At 46.6% G+C, this 22,626-nt stretch carries 21 protein-coding genes and 1 pseudogene; 16 read left to right on the forward strand and 6 right to left on the reverse strand.

The window, feature by feature from the left end:
* Positions 1 to 71: 71 nt before the first annotated feature.
* Genes QUE23_RS02810 through QUE23_RS02815 form a run of 3 tightly spaced genes read right to left on the reverse strand, consistent with a single transcriptional unit; the run spans position 72 to position 4,382 of the window.
* Positions 72 to 1,298 (reverse strand): methyl-accepting chemotaxis protein, encoded by a 1,227-nt coding sequence (locus QUE23_RS02810; RefSeq protein ID WP_353622236.1) that lies wholly within the window; start codon positions 1,296 to 1,298, stop codon positions 72 to 74.
* Positions 1,225 to 1,674 (reverse strand): cache domain-containing protein, encoded by a 450-nt coding sequence (locus tag QUE23_RS09935; protein ID WP_353622237.1) that lies wholly within the window; start codon positions 1,672 to 1,674, stop codon positions 1,225 to 1,227. Before QUE23_RS09935 ends, QUE23_RS02810 begins: the two co-directional genes overlap by 74 nt.
* Positions 1,675 to 1,721: 47 nt before the next feature.
* A complete protein-coding gene (locus QUE23_RS02815) occupies positions 1,722 to 4,382 on the reverse strand; it encodes an ATP-dependent Clp protease ATP-binding subunit (RefSeq protein ID WP_286349140.1) in 2,661 nt (886 codons plus the stop codon).
* A gap of 136 nt (positions 4,383 to 4,518) precedes the next feature.
* Here QUE23_RS02815 and QUE23_RS02820 point away from each other — a divergent pair, with 136 nt between their 5' ends.
* From QUE23_RS02820 to QUE23_RS02865, 10 genes are all read left to right on the forward strand, one after another.
* The gene (locus QUE23_RS02820) at positions 4,519 to 5,607 is read left to right on the forward strand and encodes a SurA N-terminal domain-containing protein (protein ID WP_434801997.1); all 1,089 of its coding nucleotides are present in this window, start codon (positions 4,519 to 4,521) and stop codon (positions 5,605 to 5,607) included.
* A 12-nt stretch (positions 5,608 to 5,619) separates the two neighbouring features.
* The gene (locus tag QUE23_RS02825; RefSeq protein WP_286349141.1) at positions 5,620 to 6,669 is read left to right on the forward strand and encodes a tetratricopeptide repeat protein; all 1,050 of its coding nucleotides are present in this window, start codon (positions 5,620 to 5,622) and stop codon (positions 6,667 to 6,669) included.
* 8 nt (positions 6,670 to 6,677) lie between these two features.
* Positions 6,678 to 7,115, forward strand: coding sequence for a ribonuclease HI (gene rnhA, locus QUE23_RS02830; protein WP_286349142.1), 438 nt, complete (start codon positions 6,678 to 6,680; stop codon positions 7,113 to 7,115).
* Entirely contained in the window at positions 7,109 to 7,777 is a 669-nt protein-coding gene (gene rnc, locus QUE23_RS02835; RefSeq protein ID WP_286349143.1) for a ribonuclease III, read from the forward strand. The genes rnhA and rnc overlap by 7 nt, the downstream gene beginning before the upstream one ends.
* The gene (gene aroC, locus QUE23_RS02840; protein ID WP_286349144.1) at positions 7,774 to 8,850 is read left to right on the forward strand and encodes a chorismate synthase; all 1,077 of its coding nucleotides are present in this window, start codon (positions 7,774 to 7,776) and stop codon (positions 8,848 to 8,850) included. Before rnc ends, aroC begins: the two co-directional genes overlap by 4 nt.
* Positions 8,851 to 8,886: 36 nt before the next feature.
* A complete protein-coding gene (locus tag QUE23_RS02845; RefSeq protein ID WP_286349145.1) occupies positions 8,887 to 9,387 on the forward strand; it encodes a DUF2603 domain-containing protein in 501 nt (166 codons plus the stop codon).
* Between the two features lie 2 nt (positions 9,388 to 9,389).
* On the forward strand, positions 9,390 to 10,757 hold the full coding sequence (hemN, locus tag QUE23_RS02850) for an oxygen-independent coproporphyrinogen III oxidase (protein ID WP_286349146.1): 1,368 nt from the start codon (positions 9,390 to 9,392) through the stop codon (positions 10,755 to 10,757).
* Entirely contained in the window at positions 10,705 to 12,066 is a 1,362-nt protein-coding gene (locus QUE23_RS02855) for a (Fe-S)-binding protein (RefSeq protein ID WP_434801998.1), read from the forward strand. Before hemN ends, QUE23_RS02855 begins: the two co-directional genes overlap by 53 nt.
* Before the next feature lie 79 nt (positions 12,067 to 12,145).
* A complete protein-coding gene (locus QUE23_RS02860) occupies positions 12,146 to 12,877 on the forward strand; it encodes an outer membrane protein (protein WP_286349147.1) in 732 nt (243 codons plus the stop codon).
* 33 nt (positions 12,878 to 12,910) lie between these two features.
* The gene (locus QUE23_RS02865) at positions 12,911 to 13,501 is read left to right on the forward strand and encodes a hypothetical protein (RefSeq protein WP_286349148.1); all 591 of its coding nucleotides are present in this window, start codon (positions 12,911 to 12,913) and stop codon (positions 13,499 to 13,501) included.
* 218 nt (positions 13,502 to 13,719) lie between these two features.
* Here QUE23_RS02865 and ccoG read toward each other — a convergent pair whose 3' ends face one another.
* The 3 genes and pseudogenes from ccoG to QUE23_RS10125 form a co-directional block, all read right to left on the reverse strand.
* Positions 13,720 to 15,138, reverse strand: a complete 1,419-nt coding sequence (ccoG, locus tag QUE23_RS02870; protein WP_286349149.1) for a cytochrome c oxidase accessory protein CcoG — start codon at positions 15,136 to 15,138, stop codon at positions 13,720 to 13,722.
* A 47-nt stretch (positions 15,139 to 15,185) separates the two neighbouring features.
* Positions 15,186 to 15,416, reverse strand: a complete 231-nt coding sequence (locus tag QUE23_RS10120; RefSeq protein ID WP_434801999.1) for a hypothetical protein — start codon at positions 15,414 to 15,416, stop codon at positions 15,186 to 15,188.
* A gap of 169 nt (positions 15,417 to 15,585) precedes the next feature.
* Positions 15,586 to 15,921: pseudogene (locus QUE23_RS10125) on the reverse strand (beta-1,4-N-acetylgalactosamyltransferase); the annotation flags it as partial.
* Positions 15,922 to 16,327: 406 nt separating this feature from the next.
* Here QUE23_RS10125 and QUE23_RS02880 point away from each other — a divergent pair.
* The 6 genes from QUE23_RS02880 (at position 16,328) to QUE23_RS02905 (ending at position 22,612) form a co-directional block, all read left to right on the forward strand.
* Positions 16,328 to 17,521: an MFS transporter gene (locus QUE23_RS02880; RefSeq protein WP_286349150.1), complete on the forward strand. Its 1,194-nt coding sequence runs from the start codon at positions 16,328 to 16,330 to the stop codon at positions 17,519 to 17,521.
* Positions 17,522 to 17,611: 90 nt separating this feature from the next.
* Positions 17,612 to 18,781: an MFS transporter gene (locus tag QUE23_RS02885; RefSeq protein WP_286349151.1), complete on the forward strand. Its 1,170-nt coding sequence runs from the start codon at positions 17,612 to 17,614 to the stop codon at positions 18,779 to 18,781.
* A 134-nt stretch (positions 18,782 to 18,915) separates the two neighbouring features.
* Positions 18,916 to 20,109 (forward strand): MFS transporter, encoded by a 1,194-nt coding sequence (locus QUE23_RS02890; RefSeq protein ID WP_286349152.1) that lies wholly within the window; start codon positions 18,916 to 18,918, stop codon positions 20,107 to 20,109.
* Between the two features lie 80 nt (positions 20,110 to 20,189).
* On the forward strand, positions 20,190 to 21,383 hold the full coding sequence (locus QUE23_RS02895) for an MFS transporter (RefSeq protein ID WP_286349153.1): 1,194 nt from the start codon (positions 20,190 to 20,192) through the stop codon (positions 21,381 to 21,383).
* A 58-nt stretch (positions 21,384 to 21,441) separates the two neighbouring features.
* Positions 21,442 to 21,852 carry an MFS transporter gene (locus QUE23_RS02900; RefSeq protein WP_286349154.1) on the forward strand — a complete coding sequence of 137 codons (411 nt, stop codon included), beginning with the start codon at positions 21,442 to 21,444 and terminating at the stop codon, positions 21,850 to 21,852.
* Positions 21,845 to 22,612 carry an MFS transporter gene (locus QUE23_RS02905; RefSeq protein WP_286349155.1) on the forward strand — a complete coding sequence of 256 codons (768 nt, stop codon included), beginning with the start codon at positions 21,845 to 21,847 and terminating at the stop codon, positions 22,610 to 22,612. Before QUE23_RS02900 ends, QUE23_RS02905 begins: the two co-directional genes overlap by 8 nt.
* Positions 22,613 to 22,626 lie beyond the last annotated feature (14 nt).

Consider the following 22,626-nt stretch of genomic DNA (forward strand, 5'->3'; position numbering starts at 1 on the left):
AATATTTTGTGCAATGCTTTGGACATTTTCGCTGATTTCTAAGGAAGTTGTTGCGATTTGGATGTTATGTGTCATGGTTTTTCCAAACTTTCCATCGCCTCATTGATTTGGGCGATGCTTTGGGCCTGCTCTTCAACCGCACTGGCCGACTCGTTGATCGCCTGTGTGAGCGATTGTGTGTTCGCCTCAATCTCACTCAAAGACTTTTGGGTGCGCTCAGCCAGTTTTCTCACTTCATCCGCCACCACGGCAAACCCCCGTCCGTGCTCCCCGGCTCTAGCCGCCTCAATGGCGGCGTTTAGGGCTAAAAGCCCAATTTGATCGGCGATTTCATTGATGATGAGCACCATGTTTTTAATCCCATTGGATTGTTCGATCACCTCTTGGCTCTTGCTGCTCATGCTCTGCATAGAATATCTGATCTGCTCTAAAGTGTGTGTGGCTTGCTCTAAAGAGTGGGCTTGTTGTTTGGAGGCATCTTGTAATTTGTGGGCAGTTTCGTTGAGGCTCTGTGTTTCTGTATTCAAGGCGTGGGCAAAGCCCAAAGAGTGTTTTAAAGATGTAACGATGCTTTGTTGCAAGGTGTTGATGTCGCACACCAGCTGCAAGAAACTCCCCTGTAAGCTTGTGGTGTCCATGCCCTTGGTGAAGTCATTTTTAGAGTAGGTTTGGATGGTTTGGCAAATTTGGCGGAAGATGTCGTCTAAAAAGCTAAAGAAAGCATTGAGATTGCCTCCTAAATGCTGCAGCTGGGGGTTTGAGGCGGCGGTTTGGATGTTTTGTGTGAAATCTCCCGTACGGACATTGTTTAAAATTTCTAAGGCGTTTTGAGAAAAATTTTGATCCACTTGTAAATGGTCGCACACCTTTTTAACATTTGTGTTTAAAGCATGCGTCATTTTCCCTAACTCATCTTTAGAGTTAACCACGATCACCCTAGGCACCTCTCGACTCTCGTAGTTGACAAAGGTAAAGAAGTCTTGCAATCCACCATTTAAGGCCTCAATATTGCCCGTGATCTTGCGGTAAAAGAGGTAATAAAGGGGCACAACAACCAAGAACATGAACAAGCCCACGATCAAAGTATAGATATAGAAAGAGTGCCTGATGTCTGATTCGATCTTGTGGCGAATGGTTTTGGTGTGTTCGGTTACATTGTCTATATACAGCCCCGTGCTGATCCACAAATCCTTAGCCCCATCGATTTTTTGCGCATAAGAGATTTTAAGCATGTCTTTTGTGCCTCCACCGGGCAAGGGCTTTGGATAAATGTAACTCACAAAACCCCCACCGTTCATCTAGTACCTTGTATAATTCTTGCATATAATAAACCCCATTTTTATCCTTGAGATATTCATCGGAATCTCCCGAGCCTCCCTTGTTGTTGGGGCTATAAAAGGGGGTGTATTTTTGGTAAACAAAGAAATAACCAGAATGGTCTTGTTCGTAACGGAAGTTGCCTAACATGTGGGCGACGATGGCGCGTCTAGTCGCATCGTCTTTAGCACCCTCAATGGCTCTGGCTAGATTATACGCCGTCACATTCGTGGCAAGTTTAATCTTTTCACCCAAAAAGTCTTTCAAATCCCTGCTCACCAAAATGTTGACTCGCTCGACCGATTCGTGATTGCTCCTAGCAAATAACAGCAAGGTTACAATTATAAGTACAATCATTAGCAACCACAATGCAACAACTTGCTTGCCTAAAGAAAACGAACGCATTAACGTTCCTCAACCACAATTGTGCCGTTTTTCACAACAAACTCAAGGCTTTTACCTGCCAAATGCAGGGTGTCCGTTTCTAAAAGAAACGCCGCTAACTTGTCTTCCACTTCCTCATACAACGCCCTTTTGAGCGGACGCGCCCCATAAATGGGGTCAAACCCGCTTTGGGCAATGTGCTCTCTTGCCTGAGCACTTAGGCTAATATGAATCTCTTTTTCCTTGAGCCGATCGGCAATTTGGGCAAAGAGCAAATCTACAATCTGTACGATACTTGCCATTTCTAGGGGGTTGAAGATCACAATGTCATCCAAGCGGTTTAAAAACTCGGGCTTAAAATACACTCTTAGCGCCTCTTGCACCACCTGTTGCAGGTCGTAAGCCTCGCCCAGCTCTAAAATGCCCTCACTCTCCACGCCATTCGCCCTGAGTGCCTCTTGTTGCTCTTTCTTTTTGGTGTGCGCGCTCTGTTGCTCTAAAATTTTATCGCTGGCAATGTTGCTCGTGAGGATAATGATGGTGTTTTTAAAATCCACCACCACGCCCTTATTGTCGGTCAGTCGCCCCTCATCGAGCACTTGCAAGAGCATGTTAAACACTTCTGGGTGCGCTTTTTCAATCTCGTCAAAGAGCAACACGCTATAAGGACTGCGGCGCACCGCTTCGGTGAGTTGCCCGCCCTCTTCATAGCCCACATACCCGGGGGGCGCGCCCACTAAACGGCTGGCCGCGTGTTTTTCCATGTATTCGCTCATATCCAAACGGATTAAATTTTTTTGGCTGTCGAACAAAAACTTAGCTAGAGTCTTGGCACTCTCGGTCTTGCCTACCCCCGTAGGCCCTAAGAATAAAAAGCTGCCGATGGGCTTGTTAGGGTCGCTAAGCCCCGCTTTGTTGCGCTTGATCGCCCTTGCAATGGCTTTAATCGCATTTGCTTGCCCCACCACGCTTTTAGACAATTCTTGTTCGATGTGTAAAATCTTTTCCTTTTCCTCTTGTAACATTTTGGACACAGGGATTTGCGTCCATTGGCTCACCACCCGCGCAATGCCTTCTTTGGTAACCGCCGACTCCAACAGGCTGCCATTGGCTTGCATTTGGGCGAGCTTTTGCTCCAAAGCCGCCACTTCCTTTTCTAGGGTGGGGATTTTGTCGTAGTCGATCTCGGCGGCTTTCCTAAAGTTCGCCTGCTGCTTGGCTAAGAGCGACTCGCGTTTTAAGCCCTCAATGCTGTTCTTGCTCGCGGCAATGTCCTTAAAGACTTTTTGTTCATTGCCAAATTGCACCTCTAGGCGTTGTCTTTCCTCTAGGGCGTTTTGCAATTCCTTTTCCACCACTTTAAGCCTCTCAGCATTTGCGCTGCTCTCCTCCATTAAAAGGGCTTGCTTTTCCACCTTTAATTGTTGGATTAATCTCTTCGTGTGGGCTAGGGCGTAGGGCTCGGATTCGATTTGCATTTTCAGTGCCGCCGCCGCCTCGTCGATCAAGTCGATCGCCTTGTCGGGCAAAAAGCGATCGGGGATATAGCGGCTAGAGAGTTTGGCGCTCGCCACGAGAGCACTGTCGGTGATGCTGACATTGTGGTGTGCCTCCAAAGTTTCTTTAAGCCCCCTTAGAATTTGTAAGGTTTCGTTGATGCTGGGCTCATTTAAGGGGATGGGCTGGAAGCGCCTTGTAAGCGCGCTGTCCTTTTCAAAATATTTTCTATACTCTTTGAGCGTGGTCGCCCCGATGGTGTGTAACTCACCCCGCGCCAAAGCGGGCTTTAAAATGTTGGCCGCGTCCATGCTCCCCTCGCTTGCGCCCGCCCCCACTAAAGTGTGGATTTCATCGATGAATAAAATCACATTACCCGCTTTTTTGACCTCTTCGACCACCTTTTTTAAACGTTCTTCAAACTCCCCCCGATACTTCGCCCCCGCAATGAGCATCCCCATGTCTAAGACCACCACCCGTTTGTGTTGCAAGGATAGGGGGACTTCCTTTTTAGCGATTCTTTGCGCTAGCCCCTCCACCACCGCGGTTTTACCCACCCCCGGCTCGCCGAGCAAAATGGGGTTGTTCTTGCTCTTTCTAATTAAAATCTGCATCATGCGCAAAATCTCTTCATCACGCCCAATCACAGGGTCTAGAGCATTGTCAGTGGCTTTAGCGGTCAAATCAATCCCATAGGTTTCAAGGGCTTCTAGGGTGGCATCATCGCCTGGCTGCTCGATCTTTGCCCCCTTACGCAAACTCTCAAAGGTCTTAACGAGCTCACGCACATCGACAAATTTGCCAAAGTGGTTTTTAAACAGCTCTTGGTTGGCCTCTATAAAAGTGTCGATCGCCACATAACTATCCCCCCTTTGCACGGCAAGCCCTAGGCCTGCGTGTAGTGCGTCTAACAGAGCCTTGCTCACGCCTAAACCCTGGGCACTCACGCTCGAACTTTTGGGCAATTTGTCGACTAAACTGCGGGCCTCTAGCTCTAGGGGGGACTTCTCCACACCCATTTTTAAGAGGGCTTGGCTTAAGAGCGAGTGGGTGTTGGCCAGCAGTGCCCAAAACAAATGGATCGGCTCAATCTCGGGATTTTTAGCGTGCAGGGCTAAAGAGAGGGCTTGATCTAAACTCTCTTTTAAATGGTTGGTGAGTTTTTCAAAAACACTAGCGGGCATGTCTGTCTTTCCTTTTAAACTTAAATTCAAACGGGGTATTATAACGCCCTTGTGTAATTTTACGCCCAAAACTTAATCTTGCTCTTAGCCCCACTGCACTATACTTGCCCTATCATAAAAAAACAAAGAGAAAAATTTGACCTCTGTGCACGTGAATAGCAGTCTTGAATTTTTAAAACGGGTTTTTATTTGTCTATGTCTTGTCTTTTTAAACGCACATGCCGACTCTGGCTCTAATGTGGAGTCAGTAACGGGCAGGGGGGTTGGCGGTGCTAAACACAACGCCAAAAGCCTAGATGAACAGATTAAAAAAGCTCTTAAAAAACCCGGTCAAGCCACACAAGCTGCCCCCAAAACCCTCGAAGAGCAAAAACAACCAGAAACATCCAAATCCGTCCAGCCCTTTAAAAAAATCCCTCCTGAGGATTTGGTCGAAGAGCGCAAAGACGGCATTGTGGGTGGGATCGCCGTAACGGTAAACAACGACCCGATCACGCTTTATCAAATTGAAACGCTAGAAAAAGAAAACCACATGAATCGGCAACAGGCGATCAACTCCCTCATTATCCAGCGCATCCAAGCCCAAGAGATCAAACGCTTGAAGATCGACATTGAGGACGATAAAATCGATGCCCAAATTGAAGAGATCGCCAAGCACAATGGCATGGGTGTGAATGATTTTATGCGCACTCTAGCCAATGAGGGGATCGACCCCATACATTATAGAAAACAGCTTAAAAAACAGCTAGAAACTAGAGAGCTTTTGCGCAACATCTTGCTGTTTAATGTCAACACGAATAGCGAAACCAAAATGCGTGAGTACTACAACGCCCACAGAGAGGAATTTAGCGTGCCTAGCGAGATTATGACCACCCGCTACACCGCCAAAGACACCAAAGTCTTGACGCAAGCCCTAGAGAATAGGAACATTGAAATCCCCGGAGTGTCTAAGAGTGAGGAAAAGATCAACTTAAAATCCTTAAACCCCCAAATCGCCCAAATGTTCTTATCCACCAAAGAACACACCTTCACGCCCATTCTCAATGCGGGCGGGGGCAATTATGTGTCCTTTTACATCCAGCAAAAACTCGGCAAAGAGGAGGTGTCTTTCAGCCAAGCTCGTGGTTTTATTGCCAATAAGTTGATTGAGGAGCAACAGGACAAAATCCTTGCCGAATATTATGAAAAATTACGCGTCAAAGCCAAGATTAAATTTTTGCGCTAGGGCTTATGGGCTGTGGAGCAATTAGCCTTTATCTACAAGGATTCGCTCTTCAGTGTCGCCATTTTGGCGTTCATCATCGGCGGGGTGATTTTAATCGACCATTTGCGCTCCACCCTCGCCCACAGGCGCAATTTAAGAGCCCTAAATGCGCTGTCGCACTCTTACGCCCAAGTCGAACTTGCCTTTGAGGTACAACAACTCTTGCAAAAAGAGCAGGAAAACCCTCTGGAGGTGCTGGGCTTTAAAACTTGGCTCTTTCTTGCCAAACACTACGCCAAACATGGCAGCAGCGAGCAGGCAATTAAAATTTACCTAGCCCTGTTGCCTAAATACCAAAATGAGCGCATCGCTTTGCTTGAGAGCTTAGCAAAGGCGTACATTGACCTAGGCTATGTGCAAAAGGCCAGGGACATTTTAACCGAGGTGTTGCGTATCGACCCACGCAACACCCACGCCTTGCACTCAATGGTGCAAGTCTACGAAACCATGTGTGAACCGCAAAAAGCCCTAGAAACTTTGGAGTGTTTGGACGCTTTGGGCGAAAGCGGCTTGTTAGACAATTACCACTACCTACAAATGCAAATCCTCATGCAAGAAGATTTGGGGCTCAAAGATCAAAGCAGGGCGATTTTAAAGCTAGGCAAGGAGCAGAGCAAGCTTTATAAAAGTGCCTTAAAGCATTTAAAGACTCACCACAAAGCCCTTTTTTTGCAAGAAATCGCTGAGACGACAGAGGGCAAGGCGTTGGTGGATTTGCTTTGGGACATTGAAGAGGACGAAATTGCCCCTTATTTAACCGAGTTGCACCCCAGTGTGTTGGAGACGTTCATTGCAAAGGGCTACACTAGGGGGCGGTGTGAAACCTTGGAGCTAGAGGTGTTTCGCACCTTGCACGCCGATTACCACTTGGATTTAAACTTCAGCTACCAGTGCATGGCGTGTAAGAGTGTGTCGCCCTTTGAGAGCTACCGCTGTTTGGTGTGCGCTAAAATCGGGCCCAAAGAGGTGGTTTTAAGTCTAGATAAGCACACCAGCGACCACAAGGCGAGCAATTTAAACTAGGAGGCTTCATGAAAAGCATTGAGATTTTTTGCGATGGGTCGGCTTTAGGCAATCCGGGCTATGGGGGGTATTGCTCCATTCTGCGCTACAAGGGCGTGGAGAAAATCATTAAAGGTGGGGAGCTTTACACCACGAACAACCGCATGGAGCTCACCGCTGTCATAGAAGCGCTCAAAGTCCTAAAAGAGCCATGCAACATACACCTTTACAGCGATTCCATCTATGTCTGTCGGGGCATTAGCGAGTGGCTGAAAACATGGATAGCAAAAAAGTTTGTCAAAGTGAAAAATGTAGACCTGTGGCAAGAGTTTTTAAAGTTTAAAGGCGCACACACCATCACCACGCATTGGATCAAGGGACATGACGGACACGCCGAAAACGAGCGTTGCGATAAACTCGCCAAAGAAGAAGCCCTAAGCTACAAACAAAAGGCTCAAACGTGCTGAAGTTTGCAAACCTCAACTACCACTTCAAGGACGAGGGCTTGTTGCAACAAGCCCTGACCCACAGAAGTACGCAATCGCCCACAAATAACGAAAGGCTAGAGTTTTTAGGCGATGCCGTCTTGGATTTAGCGGTGGCTGAGATCCTTTTCGAGCGCTTTAAAGACCTGCAAGAGGGGGACTTGTCTAAAATACGCGCATCTTTAGTCAATGAAAAGGCGTTTTATCAATTGGCTCTGCTCTTAGACTTGCAAAAACACATTGTCGTTTCGTCCGCTGAAGCGCACAACCATGGGCAGCGCAAGCCCTCCATCCTCTCAAGTGCCTTTGAGGCTTTAATGGGGGTGGTTTATTTAGAAAGTGGGTTAGAAGTGGTGAAGGCCTTAATGCAGGATTTATTGGATTTAGCCTACCCGGATTTATCCTTGCAAGCCCTTTTCACAGATTATAAAAGTGCCCTGCAAGAGCTCACCCAAGAACGTTTTAAAACCATCCCCACCTACACCTTAAAGAGCGAGAGCGGACCCGATCACGCCAAACAATTTGAGATGCAAATTTTCATTTTAGACAAGTTGTACGCCACCTGTACGGCTAAGAGCAAGAAAGAGGCGCAACAACTCTGCGCTAAAGAGGCACTCACACAGCTTACGGGGGGCATTAAGTGAACACGCTTGGGCGGTGCTTGCGCTTAAGCACCTTTGGCGAGTCGCACGGAGTACTGATTGGGGGCGTTTTAGAGGGCGTGCCCGCAGGACTCAAAATTGATTTAGAGTTTTTGCAAGCTGAGGTGAATCGGCGCAAGAGCACAAACGCCTACACCACGCCTAGAAAAGAAGAGGACATTGTGGAGGTGGCAAGCGGGGTCTTTGAGGGGGTTAGCACGGGCGCACCCATCGGCTTACTTGTTTATAACCGCAATGTCAAAAGCAAGGATTACAGCAACATTAAAGAAGCCTTTAGGCCCGGGCATGCAGATTTTACGACTTTAGCAAAGTATGGCGTACGCGACTTTAGGGGTGGAGGGCGCACTTCGGCCAGAGAGAGCGTGGCACGGGTTGCGGCAGGGGCGATTGCCAAAATGCTTTTAAAAGAGCTAGACATACAAGTGTTTAGTGGGGTTTTTAGTGTCGCTGGGATTGAAGCGCAAAACATAGACTTTAAGCACGCCAAAACAAGCCCCATTTTTAGCCTGGACAAAAATATAGAGTCACAACAACAAGAGGCAATTTTAAAGGCAAAGGCTGAGGGTGATAGCGTGGGGGGTGTGGTCTTGGTGCAAGCCAGTGGGGCGCATTTGCTGGGGCTTGGTGAGCCCTTGTATGACAAATTAGATGCGCGGTTAGCCAGCGTGTTTATGGGCTTAAATGGGGTCAAGGGGGTGTTTATCGGCGATCCTAGCGTGGCTCATCTAAATGGCAGTGCCTACAACGACCCTTTAAGCCCCACAGGCTTTGCTAGTAACCACTCCGGGGGGGTGCTGGGCGGGATAGGCAGTGGGGCGGATTTGGTGGTGTGGGTGTATTTTAAGCCCACGGCAAGCATTGCTAAGGCGCAAAGCACCATCAACACCGCCCACGAGCCCATCACTTTGGAGCTAAAGGGCAGGCACGACCCGTGTATCGCCATTCGAGGGAGTGTGGTTTGTGAGAGCTTGTTGGCTCTAGTGGTGGCGGATTTTGCGCTTTTAAATATGCCCGTTAAGCTTGCCAGTGTGCGGGCTTTTTATCGGCAAATGTGATTTTATGCTAGAATAGCCCAAAAAAGAGAGGTGTGTATGGCAAGAGCAAGAAGTAAAAAAACCACTGAGACGGGCATGCAAGACATTTACAGAAGTCTAGAATCCGGACAAAATAAAATCCAAGCCAAACAACTTTCTGCCCAGCAAGTGCTTTTAGAGTTGGAAGAGGGGAGCTTTAATGCGAAAGAGGCATGGTTTGTCAAAGACGAGCAGGATCAAAAGTTCGTGGTGATCCCCGAAGTGCTGTTGCAACACATTGTGCGGGTGATCCAAAGGGCGTATGAGGATAAAGTGATGGTGGAGTTGGAGCGCGACATGGCAACTTTAACACCCATTGACTTTGCAGATGCGATGGCGGTGGTGTTTAAGAAGTTAGAGGGTTTGCGGGGCAAGGATGGGAGTTTGCCAAAAATCAGCTCGCTTGACTTTGTCAAACAAATTAAAAAGCAACACCCCAATTTGTTTTTTAATCTGCCCGAGTTTTTAGAGAGCAAACGCCAAGAGCTGGACCTTGATAATTTAGCTCTGCCCTTTTAGCCGTGCAAGAGTTAGACTTTCACAAATACGCTTCTTACTCTAAGCCCGGTCCACGCTACACGAGCTACCCCACTGCCGTGGAGTTTAACCCGAGCTTTCAAGAAGCTGACTTGTTGGAGGCGTTTGAGCGGGCGGATCAAAGGGTCCCTTTGTCTTTGTACTTCCATTTGCCCTTTTGCAAGAGTGCGTGCTATTTTTGCGCTTGCAGCGTGATTTACACAAATAGCCAAAGCAAAAAGGAACGCTACATTGGGTATTTGGCTAAAGAGCTTGAGCTGTTAAAGTCCCATTTAGACACAAAAAGGGAGGTCGTGCAACTGCACTTTGGCGGAGGCACACCCACCTTTTACAACGCCGAGCAGTTGGATTGCATCATCACAAGCATTCAAGCAACTTTTCCTAATTTTTCTAAAGAGGCGGAGCTTAGCTGTGAGATTGACCCGAGACATTTCAGCCTAGAGCAGATGCAGGTGTTAAAAAAGCACGGCTTTAACCGCTTAAGCTTTGGGGTGCAAGACTTTGACCCACAGGTGCAAGTGGCGGTGAATCGTTTGCAAAGTGTGGATTTAGTGGCCCAAAAGGTGCAAATCGCCCGGGATTTTGGGATCAACTCCATTAATTTTGACTTGATCTACGGTCTGCCCTTGCAGACCATTAAAAGCTTTGAAACCACCCTATTAGAGGTGCTAAAGCTCAACCCCGATCGTTTGGCGGTCTTTAATTACGCCCATGTCCCCTGGGTCAAGCACACCATGAAAATTGACCCCAAAACCCTGCCTAGCCCGCAAGAAAAGTTAGCGTTGTTGCAATTTTTGATCGGGTTTTTAAAAGGGCATGGCTATGAGATGATTGGCATGGACCACTTTGCCAAAAAGGACAATGAGCTGTATTTGGCCTTACAAAACAAGCAACTTAGGCGCAACTTTCAAGGTTACACCACAAAAAAATTCTCCCAAACCATCGGGGTGGGCGTTACCAGCATTGGCGAGGGGCAAGACTACTACACGCAAAATTTTAAGGACTTGAAACGCTACGAGCAAGCCCTAGACAGCGGACATTTGCCCGTAGAGCGGGGGATTAAACTTAGCGCAGAAGATTGCCTAAGAAAAGAGGTGATCATGCACCTAATGAATAATTTGGAGCTAGATTTTCGCAGCATTGAAAGGGTCTTTAACATTGAATTTAAAACGCATTTTAAAGACGCGTTAGATGCCCTAAAACCCTATGAACAAGAGGGCTTGGTGGCGATCAGCGAGGAGGGACTCACAACCAGCCCCACGGGGGCAATGCTTGTGCGTAATTTGGCCATGGTCTTTGATGCCTATTTGGGGGCGCAAAGTGGCGCACGCCGATTTAGCCAAACACTCTAGTCCTTTTGACATTGATGCTTCTTTGCAGGAGGTGGCGCAAAGATGTGTGAAGTGCGCTAAATGCGTGCCTAGTTGCACCATTTATAGGATACATAAGGACGAGAGCACATCGCCTAGGGGCTTTTTAGACCTGATGGCACAGGTCAAACAAGAGAGCCTAGAGCTAGACAAAAGCCTTAAAAAAATCTTTGAAAGCTGTTTTTTATGCACCACTTGCGTGCAAGTCTGCCCCTTCCACTTGCCCATCGACTCCATGATTGAAAAAATCCGCCTAGCAAGCGCACATAAGCACGGCATCACTTGGCATAAAAGGGTCTATTTTTATTTGCTAAGACACCCTAGACTCATGGATATGGTCTTTAGGCTCTGCTATGCCCTAGCCCCCTGTGCCTTTAAACAAGAGGGGGATAAATTAAAGTGGCGTTTTAAAGGCTCTTTTTCTTGGCAAAAAAGGGCATTTTTTCCTTTTGTGGCTAAGAGTTTTTTACAAACTTATCAAGGCACCATCGCCCCTAAAGCCCCTTTAGAGCCCAAAGAGCCTTTAAGAAAGGTTGGGCTTTTCATCGGTTGTTTAGGCAATTACAATTACCCGCAGGTGGGTAAAAGCCTCTTGTCCTTGCTAGACAAGCTCAATTTTAGCACTACAATCCCTAAACAGGTTTGTTGCGGCGCACCGGCGTATTTCACAGGCGATTTTGACACCGCTTGGTTTTTGGCGAAACAAAATATTGAAAGCCTAGCCACGCTCGCCGCTGAGGTGGAGGCGATTTTAGTCCCAGAGGCAACCTGTATCAGCATGCTTAAAAAGGACTACCAACACTTGATCGAGAGTCTAAAGGACAGCCAGGAGCGCGCCCTTTGGACTGAAAAGTTTGAGAAGATTCAAGCCAAATTGCAAATGGCATCGCATTTTCTAGCTACACAAACACCCCTAGCAAAGCACTTAGAAAAAAGCTCCCAAAGCCCCATTGGTGTTACTTACCACGACCCATGCCACGCCAAAAAGGTGCTGGGCATCTACAAAGAGCCTAGAAGTTTGCTAAGCATCAACCACCAAATCATCGAAATGCAAGAGAGCGACCGCTGCTGTGGCTTTGGGGGGGTTACCATGCAAAGCGAACATTACAAACTCAGTTTAAAAGCGGGCGCGCCCAAAGCCCTAGACATTGTAAACACCAAAGCGCAGGTGGTGAGTGCGGAGTGCTCGGCGTGTCGGATGCAGTTAAACAACGCTCTAGCACAGATCGACGCTCCCGTGCAATTCTTGCACCCTTTAGAACTTTTAGACAAAAGTCTGAGCAGAGTCTAGCTTTATTTTTTTATAACAACACATGTTAAAAAAATTATGCTAGAATAGCGCAAATCATTTAACTTAAAAGAGGATCACAATGAATAGAAAACTTTATGCCTTTTTATCAAGTGCCTTGGCTTTTGGCGCGACAGGGTTGCAGGCTGAGAGGAATGCGTGGTATGTGGGCGCGAGTTATGAAGTCGGGCAAGTGGGGCAGGCCGTAAGAAACCCCTCTCCCGATCAAGCTGCCATTAACCCCGTAACGGGCGGTAGATACCAATTCAGTAGACTGCCCGCCGGCAGTTACAGCTACTTAGCCGTGATGCAGGGTTTAGGCATTAGTGCGGGGTATAAACAATTCTTTGGCAAAAAGAAATGGTTTGGGCTGCGTTACTACGGCTTTATGGACTATGGGCATGCCGTCTTTGGGGCGAATGAATTAGTTCCCGGAGCAGGCACTTTTGCCAACTTGACAGACATGTTCACCTACGGTGGGGGCATCGACACCCTTTATGATGTCATCAATAGGCAGGATGTAACCTTTGGGTTTTTCTTAGGTGCAGCGATTGCGGGCAACTCCTGGGGCAACACCACGGGCGGACCGCTCATTACAATCAACTACCCCGCCACAGCTGAGAACACCATCGACCCAGCCATGTTCCAGTTTCTCTTTAATTTAGGGATGCGTACCACCATCGGCAAACACCAAGAATTTGACTTCGGGATTAAAATCCCCACCATCAACGACTATTACTTCAACAAAAAAGGTTTGTCTTTCACCTACCGCCGTCAATACAGCTTGTATGTGGGCTACCGCTATAACTTTTAATGTTAGAATACCCCTAAAAACAAAAGGGGTGAAATGCCAGAGACACAGCAGTTACAAGCGATCTTAGAGAAGGCTTTAAGCGACATTAAAGAGGTTCTAGCCTCTAGCTTTGAAGCCCATTTCAACACTCTCTTGGAAAAAGAAAGACTTGAACTTGAAAAGCAGTTTGCCACGAGGTTGCAAGAGAAAGACAAGAAAATCTCTAACCAGCAGAAAGCCCTCTTTGACACCACGACCAAATTAAAGGCGGTGAAAACCGAGCTAGGGCAACTCAAACAACAAAACAACGAGAAACAAAGACGTGAGAGCCCCAAAGTCGCGGGTTTAAAAGCCGCCATAGAGAATCAACAAAGATGTATTGAGAAGCTCAAAGCCCGTTTAAAACACACAGAGTTAGAGGGCGAAAGCGCGGAGGTTGAGGGGGGCAGTGCGCCCAATCTTTTAGAATTGCAAGAGCGCATTGCCTACTTGGAGCAGACCATCAAGGCACAAAACTACCATATCCAAAGCCAACGTAATTTGATTTTAGGCTATCAGGAACAATTTGAAAACACCAACTTACCTTGGGACACCAAAGAATCGTTAAAAGACGGCCTAGAGGGCGAAAAAGAGGATAAATCTTAAGTTTGCTTAAAGTAACTTAAGTCTAGGTGGGTGGCCCCGCTTAAGGGGGCAAGGGGTTTAGGTTAGCTCCACCTTAAGGGCTTTTCACTTAGGATTTCGTGCACCTCTTTAGGCGAGTGAACGCGCGAGCCTTGATCTAGCACAGCCTTTTGAAGTTGGTGTCTTCACTCTAACACCCCATGAAATCAGCGCACCCCCTCAAGTTTATGCACCTTGATTTAGTGCGTCTTTTTGCTGGGGACAATAAAAATACTCTCTTGCTTGACAGAGATTTTAGGATCATCCACACTATACGCTTTCACCACAATAGGCAAAATCTCTTTTTTAGCGTGGGTAACATCGTGTTTTGCGTAGGCTTCTTTGGCGATCTTTAAGGGCATGCGCAAGATCACCACAACTTTAAGCTTGCCCTGTGGCTCAATGTTTAGAGTGTTTTTAGGGCGCACAATGCTGATGTTTGGATCGTCCACATTAAAAGTGTAGGCATGGGGGCTGTTGCTCGTGTTTTGGAACAAAAAGATATAGCTATTATCCACAAAATCATTATGGATGGCGTAAAGTTGCCCCCCGTGCGTGATGTCTAAAAGCATGGAGGCCTTTTTAAGCGATCCCACCACCAATGCCCCCACCACCACGAGCAACACGCCCACATAGGCGATCGTTTTTGCCCGCCACAATCTCACCTTGCTGTGCGTGTTCGTGGCGTTTGTTGAAGACCATTGAATCAAACTAGGTTTATTAAGCTTACCCATTGTGATCGTACACGCATCCACACACTCAAGACAATTGATACACTCAAGTTGCATACCCTTTCTGATGTCGATATGTGTAGGGCAAACCAACACGCAATGGTTGCAACTCACGCATTCGTTGGCTTTGTCGCGTTTTTGGGGTAAGCCGGGGATTTTAGCGTTGTTTTCATCGTAAATTGCTCCACCCCTTGCGGTGTCGTAAATGGGATTTAGAGTGTTGTCGTCAAACAGCACACTTTGCACCCTTGCGTAGGGACAAAGGTAAATGCAAAAACGCTCTTTCACCACCACAATATCAAAGAACACCACCGCACTAAGGGTAGCCCAAATGCCAATGAGTAAAGCGTTATCGGCAGGGTGCGCTAGGTGGCTAAAAAACTCATGGGGGGGGACAAAGTAGAACAACAACACCGCCATCGCCATGATGGGCACGGGAGCAAACAGCAAAAAACCTATCACCTTTTTAAGTTGGTTGCTTGAAGTTTTGGGTATGGGGCGTTGTTTGTTGCTGATCTTGGCGTGCAAGCCTAAAATCTTTGTTTCGATCAAATCTCGATAGATCACTCTAAAAATCGTTTGCGGGCAGCCCCACCCGCACCAAACCCGCCCGAGCATGGAGGTGATGAAGAAAATAAAAATGAAGAGGAAGATCACCAAGAAGGGCAGAAGATACATTTCTTGAGCGCTGTAAATCTTGCCAAAGAGGTGGATTTGTCTATGCTCGAAAGAGAGCAAAAACACTTGCCCCTCGCCCATGTGGATAAAGGGCAGCGTGATTGCAAAAAGAGTGATGGCGATGTAGATCAGATAGCGTTTAAGGCGGAAAGATCGATTAAAATAACGGCTCTTATCGCTATTTATCTTAGAAGAACCTTGCGCGTCCATGAGAAAAAATCCTTATGCAGTGATTCGCGCATGGTAGCAAATTTTATTTAAGGGTGTTTAAACTGGCTATAAATCTCTAAGATACGCGATTCGTCTAACATGTCCAAATCAATCTTATGGCCTAGTAATTTAGCGTGGTGGGTTTTAAATTCTTCTAGCGTGATCCACTCTGCATGATCTGCAAATCCCCATGTCCGTGATTTTTTGACATAGGGAAAATGCCATGAAGCCAACTCTGGATCGCCTATGTATGAAATGCATTTAAGAATCCGCTTCATACGATCCGCCTTGATAGCGCCATTCTACAAATTTACCATCTTTGTTTTGCAACAGCCAGTGATCATGAAAATTCTCAAGGAAACCAAAATCATGGCATTTTTCAATATAAAGCTATTGATCTTTGATTGCAAAATGGACTCTAGAATAAACAACGGCCTGCTGGCTGTGTTACACGCTATAAAAACTCCGATAAAGCTTTTTGGCATCGTGGACATGATCTGCATCAATTTTAACCAGCCATTCATTTTTGGGGATAAAAGAGAGGACATAGTTACAATAATGGTAAAATTGATTGTGGAAATCTTGGGGATCTTGGGTTACAATTTCATAAGGGTAAGCCACGGGGATAAAAGTGGGGAACTTTTGGCAAAACTCTAAGATGTATTCTGCGCTCCCGTCATCACAATCGTTATAGCCAATCACGCCTCGCTGGATGGCGGACAAAATGGAGGATAAACACGCCTCTAAAGTGGCGATCTCGTTTCTCACATGGATAAATGCCCAAGGGTTGAGCGGGCTTTTAGAATCGCTAGCCTTAGGGTCGTGCTCAAAATATCCCTTGTGTCAAGGCGTATCGGGGATTAATAGTTAGTGTCTATCGGGCTTAAGAGTTACCCCCCCGCACAAGCGGTTAGCTTGGATGTAGTCTTCGTTTTTAAGAGATGCGATTTTGGCAAAGACCTCTGATTTTTGGGGGTGATGATAAATACAAAAAGAGGGAAAATTTTTGACAAATAGACAAAGTAAGCGGTAAGATTGATGTCAGCGATGAGGGACAAATCCCTTTAAAATGGCCTTGATCTTCTGTTTAATAGACAAACACACTCCTTCATCAAAATTTGGATTATACACCAACGCACCCACAAAACATGCTAAAATGCGCTGTTTATCTTTTTTTTAAGGGTGTCGCGTGCGGCATTATCTTTGGATTGTGTCTTTACTCGCTCTGTCTAACTTTTGCTTAGGTGTGGCAGAGTTTCTCATCTCCGGGATTCTCACCAAGCTAAGCCGATATTACGGCGTTTCAAACAGTCAAGTAGGCGGTCTAGTTACCCTTTACACTTTAGGGATGGTGATGAGTATGCCTATTGTGAATGTGCTCCTTTCACGCTTCAACTACCGCAACCAACTGGTTTTCACCCTTTCTACCTTTACCCTCTCCAATGTCTTCATGTTTTTTAGTCATAGCTTCTCAAATGTGCTCGCTGCCCGCTTTGTCGGCGGGCTGATGCACGGTTTATTTTTCGTGATCTCCACGATCATTTGCCTTAAAGCTGCCCCTAAGACAAAAATGAACATGGCACTAGGTTTAGTGCTCAGTGGGATCACCATCGCCTTAATTACAGGCGTGCCGTTGGGTATTTTGATAGCTAAGTATTTGGGGCTTTTAACACCCTTTCTCTTAATTGCTTGTGTCGCCTCTTTGATTGCTCTTTTAGCTCTACTCACCATGCCTAAATTCTCCAGCAAACCCACTAACCTTAAAAATCTAGGCACGGCGTTTGGCTTTGCGCCCGTGTGGCAAGGCTTTTTAGTAACCGCCCTTTCATTCGGATCCATGTTTGTGGTTTATATCTATCTACGGGTTTTATTAGAAAAACACCACTTTAGCCCAGAGAACATCGCGGACATGTATTTATACTTCGGCATTGCCGCCACACTAGGCATTCTCTTTGGAGGCAAGCTCACGGACTTAAAGGGCTCGTTTACTGCTCTAAGCTTTTTGCTCACCATGCAGGTTTTGTCTTTAAGCGCTATGAGTTTTAGCCACTACCTGCCCAAAGTGTTTGTAACCGCTAATGTGATCGCCTTTGGATTTTTTGGGTTTGCCTGCACCGCACCGCTTAAAACGCTCTGTAGCCACTTAGCCCGTATATTCACGCCGCACACCCAAAACGACACCATCACACTCAATGAAACCTCGTTTTTTAAAGGGGTCGCCCTTGCCTCCATAGTGGGTGGGCTGACGATACATTATCTTGACATCGATTTTAATGGCGTTTGTGCTGCGCTTTTCCCTTTGAGTGCTTTATTGATCCTGCATTTTGGCATTAAAAAGCCCGTTTTTGGCAAAGATAGGGACCTTGTAACACCAAATCATTAGACATCAAGTTTCTCTAACAGAAACTAAATGATACACCAACGCGCGCAAAAAGCATGTTAGAATACACCATTTAGTATTCAAAGGCGCGGTGTGCGGCATTATTTGCGGATTGTGTTTGTGCTCGCTCTTGCTAACTTTTGCATAGCTGTGTCGGAATTTTCTGTCTCGGGGATTTTAAGCAAGCTAAGCCTATATTACGGGGTTTCAGACAGCCAAGTAGGCAATTTAGCCACCGTTTACACTTTGGGTGTGATGCTAGGTGTGCCCTTTGTGAGCACGCTCTTCTCGCGCTCCAACTACCGCAACCAGCTGATCTTGACTCTTTTTCTCTTCACTTTCGCTAATATCCTCATGTTTTTTAGCCACAGCTTTTTAGGCATGCTTTTTGCCCGCTTCATCGGCGGGCTCATACACGGTGTATTTTCTGTCATCATCACGGTCATTTGCTTTAAAGCCGCACCTAAAGCAAAAAAGAGCATGGCATTAGGCTTGGCGATCAGTGGGTTTCTTATTGGCTTTGCCGTGGGTGTGCCTTTGGCTATTTGGGTTTCTAGGCATTTTGGGCTTTTAGTGCCCTTTCTTTTGGTCGCGTGCGTGGTCTTTTTGACGGCTTTTTTGGCGGTGTTTATCGTGCCTCAATTTTCCAGTAAGCCCGCTAATTTAAAAAACTTAGGCGTGGCCTTTGGGTTTGCGCCTGTGTGGCAAGGTTTTTTAATCACCGCCTTTTCGTGTGCATCTTTATCTATCGTGTATATTTATTTGCGGGTTTTGCTCGAACAACACCACTTTAGCCCAGCGAGCATCATGCGTATTTATCTATACTACGGTGTTGCCGGCCTGCTCGGGCATTTCTTTGGGGTCAAACTCACGAATTTAAAAGGCTCGTTTTCCGCCCTGAGTTTTTCGCTCACCATGGAGATTCTAGCCTTAGGTGCGATGAGTTTTAGTTACCACCTGCCCAAAGTGTTTTTGAGCGCCAATGTGATCGCCTTTGCTTTCTTTAGCTTTGCTAATGTCGTGCCGTTTAAAACACTCTGTGTCCACTTAGCCCGAGTGTTTACGCCCAGCACCAAAGACAACACCATTGCGCTCAACGAAGCCGCGTTTTTTAAAGGAATCTCTCTTGGTTCTTTTGTGGGTGGGCTGATGGTGCATTATTTCGATGTCCATTTGAACAGCGTTTGCGCTGCGCTCTTTGCCCTGTGTGCTTTATTGATCCTGAAGTTTGGCATTAAAAAAGCCAATTTTCACCAAAAATAGTGAGACCACACCATCAAATCATTTAGGGCATTAAAGATTCTATTTGAGGACATAGGTATTCCTGCATCAAAACTACACTTACACCAACACATGTAAAAAAACATGTTAAAATGCACTTATTTTAGAGGTGTCGTGTGCGGCATTATTTGCGGGTTGTGTTTGTGCTCACTCTTTCTAACTTTTGCATAGCCGTGTCGTACTTCCTCATCTCTGGGATTTTAACCAGCCTAAGTCTGTATTACGGGGTTTCAAACGACCAAGTGGGTAACTTAGTCACCGTTTACACTTTAGGCGTGGCGGTGGGCATCCCTTTTGTGAGCACGCTCTTCTCGCGCTTCAACTACCGTAACCAGCTGGTTTTGACTTCCACTCTCTTTGCCCTCTCTAATGTCCTCATGTTTTTTAGCCACAGCCTTTTAAGTGCACTCATCGCGCGATTCATTGGAGGGCTGATGCACGGTGGATTTGATATCGTCGCCACGATCATTTGCTTTAAGGCCGCATCTAAGATCAAAAAGCACATGGCGTTAAGCTTGGTGGTCAGCGGGTTTCTCACCGGATTAGCCGTGGGGATGCCTTTAGCTATTTGGGTGTCCGAGCACTTTGGGCTTTTGACCCCCTTTCTTTTGATCGCGTGTGTAGACTTTTTAGCCGCTCTTTTGGCTCTATTTGTCGTGCCTAGATTCTTCAGTAAGCCCGCTAGTTTAAAAAATCTAGGTGCGGTCTTTAGTTTTGGACCTGTGTGGCAAGGTTTTTTAATCACCGCCTTTTCGTGCGCGTCCATATCTGCAGTTTTCGTTTACCTGCGGGTTTTATTAGAGCAGCACCACTTTAGCCCGGCGAGCATCACGCGTATTTATCTATACTACGGTGTTGCCGGTCTGCTCGGACATTTCTTTGGGGTCAAACTCACAAATTTAAAAGGCTCGTTTGCTGCCCTAAGCTTTTTGCTCATCATTCAGATTTCCGTCTTGATCACCATGAGTTTTAGCTACAATCTGCCCAAAGTTTTTTTAGCCACTCACGTGATCGTCTATGGTTTCTTTAGCTTTGCTAGTATCGTGCCGTTTAAAACGTTCTGTTTCCAATTAGCCCGTGTATTCACGCCCTACACCAAAAACGACACCATCACGCTCAACGAAGCCGCGTTTTTTAAAGGAGTCTCCCTTGGTTCTATGGTGGGTGGGCTGATGGTGCATCATTTCGATGTCCATTTAAACAGCATTTGTGCCGCGCTTTTTGCCCTGTGTGCTTTATTGATCCTCCATCTAGGCATTAAAAAGCCCGTTTTTATCCAAAATAGCAAGGCTACACCGCCCATCCTTTAGATAAAAACACGTCTTGCAAACAAATCATGTACCTACGCGGACAAAAAGCATGCTAGAATACACCACTTTAGGAGTGTCGTGTGCGGCATTATTTGCGGATCGTATTTATCCTCGCTCTTTCTAGTTTTTGCTTGGCTGTGTCGGAGTTTCTCGTCTCTGGGGTTTTAACCCGCTTGAGTCTGTTTTACGGCGTTTCAGACAGCCAAGTGGGTAACTTAGTAACTCTCCACGCTTTAGGAGTGGTGGTGGGCGCGCCCACGATCAATGTGCTCATCTCCTCTTTGAACTACCGCAACCAACTTGCCCTAACCCTTTCTCTCTTTGCCCTCTCTAATGTCCTCATGTTTTTTAGTCACAGCTTTTTGGGCGCACTCATCGCCCGCTTTATCGGGGGGCTCATGCACGGTGTGATCCTTGTCATCGCCACAATCATTTGCTTCAAATTCGCCCCTAAGGCAAAAAAGAGCATGGCTTTAAGTTTAGTGTCTATTGGGTTCACCACCGCTATGATGGTGGGCGTGCCCTTAGGCATTCTCGTGTCTAGGCGTTTTGGGCTTTTAATGCCCTTTCTTTTGGTGGCTTGTTTAGCCTTTTTGGCGGCTCTTTTAACTTTGTTCACCATGCCTAAATTCTCCAGCGAACCCGCTAAGTTTAAAAGTCTAAGCGTGTCCTTTGGCTCTGCGCCCGTGTGGCAGGGCTTTTTTGTGGCAGCTTTGTCGTGGGGGTCTGTGTTTGTCGTGCATGTTTACTTGCGGGTTTTGTTAGAACGATGCCACTTTAGCCCAGAGAACATCGCGAACATTTATCTATGCCACGGCATCGCTGCTACGCTAGGTGCTCTCTTTGGAGGCAAGCTCGCGGATTTAAAAGGCTTGTTTGCTGCTTTGAGTTTTTTACTCACCATGCAAATTTTAGCCTTAGGTGCGATGAGTTTTAGTTACCATCTGTCCAAAATGTTTTTAATCGCCAGTGTGATCGCCTATAGTTTCTTTGGATATGCCTGCATCGCACCGATTAAAATGCTAGGCGGGCATTTAGCCCGCCTTTTTACCCCGACTACGATGAGCAGCACCATCGTGCTCCATGAAGTCTCTTTGTTTAAAGGGATTGCCCTTGGCTCTTTTGTAGGTGGGCTGAGTGTGCATTATTTGGGTGTCCATTTCAACGGCATTTGTGCTGCGCTTCTTGCCCTATGCGCTTTGTTGATCCTGACATTTGGCATTAAAAAGTCTGTTTTACTAAAAAATAGCAAGGCTACACCCTCCCATCATTAGATAAAAACACGTCCGGCGCAAAAAGCATGTTAAAATGCGCCATTTTTAAAGGTATCCTGTGCGGCATTATTTACGGATTGTGTCTTTGTTGGCTCTGTCTAGCTTTTGCTTGGGCGTGGCGGAGTTTTTGGTTTCAGGGATTTTGCCTAAGCTTGGCGCGTATTATGGAGTGTCTGTGAGCGAGGCGGGCAATTTAGCCACGCTTTATGCTTTGGGCGTGGTGATTGGCGCGCCCATCGTGAGCGTGCTGATTTCTCGCTTCAATTACCGCAACCAACTCATTTTCACGCTAGGGATTTTTGCCATCTCCAATGCTTTGATGTTCTTTAGCCACAGCTTTTTAAGCGCGCTCATTGCCCGCTTTATCGGGGGGCTCATGCACGGCCTGTTTTTTGTCATCGCCACGCTCGTGTGTCTTAAGGCCGCCCCCAAGTCTAAAACCAGCATGGCCATGAAGTCTTATGGCTAGTGGCCTCACCGTGGCGCTTGTTACAGGTGTGCCTTTGGGGATTTTGGTGGCAAAACACTTTGGGCTTTTAGCCCCTTTTTTGTTGGTGGCTTTTTTGGCTTCTTTAGCTGCTCTTTTGGCGTTGTTTGTCTTGCCAAAATTTTCTAGCAAGCCCGCTAGCTTTAAAAACTTAGGAATCGCCTTTCATTTCCCCCCCCTATGGCAGAGTTTCTTAGTTACGGCCTTTTCGTGCGGGTCTATGTTTGTAGTCTATATTTACTTGCGCGTCTTGCTAGAAGAGCACGGCTTTAGCGTGCAGAGCATCACCAATATTTACCTTTACTACGGCATTGCTGCCATGCTAGGCAATCTCTTTGGGGGCAAGCTCACGGACTTAAGGGGCTCGTTTAGCGCTTTGCGCTTTTTACTCAGCATGCAGATTTTAGCCCTAGCCGCCATGAGTTTTAGTTACCATTTACCTAAACCCTTTGTGGCCTTCAATGCCATGGCCTTTGGCTTCTTTGGTTTTGCGTGCATTGCCCCGCTAAAGATGCTTAGCGGCCATTTAGCCCGCACCTTCACGCCCAACACGCCAAACAGCACAATCGCACTCAATGAGGCCTCGTTTAATGTGGGGATCACCTTTGCGTCTTTGATGGGTGGGCTTGTGGCACATTACATCAGCATTGATTTTAACGGCCTTTGCGCCGCCCTGTTTGCTTTAAGTGCCTTTAGTTTCTTAAGCTTTGGACTTAAAAAAGCCTATTTTCACCAAAAATAGCTATACTTAAAGCA

Origin of the sequence: Helicobacter felistomachi (assembly GCF_030296895.1) — a bacterium.
In the GTDB taxonomy this organism is placed as follows: domain Bacteria; phylum Campylobacterota; class Campylobacteria; order Campylobacterales; family Helicobacteraceae; genus Helicobacter; species Helicobacter felistomachi.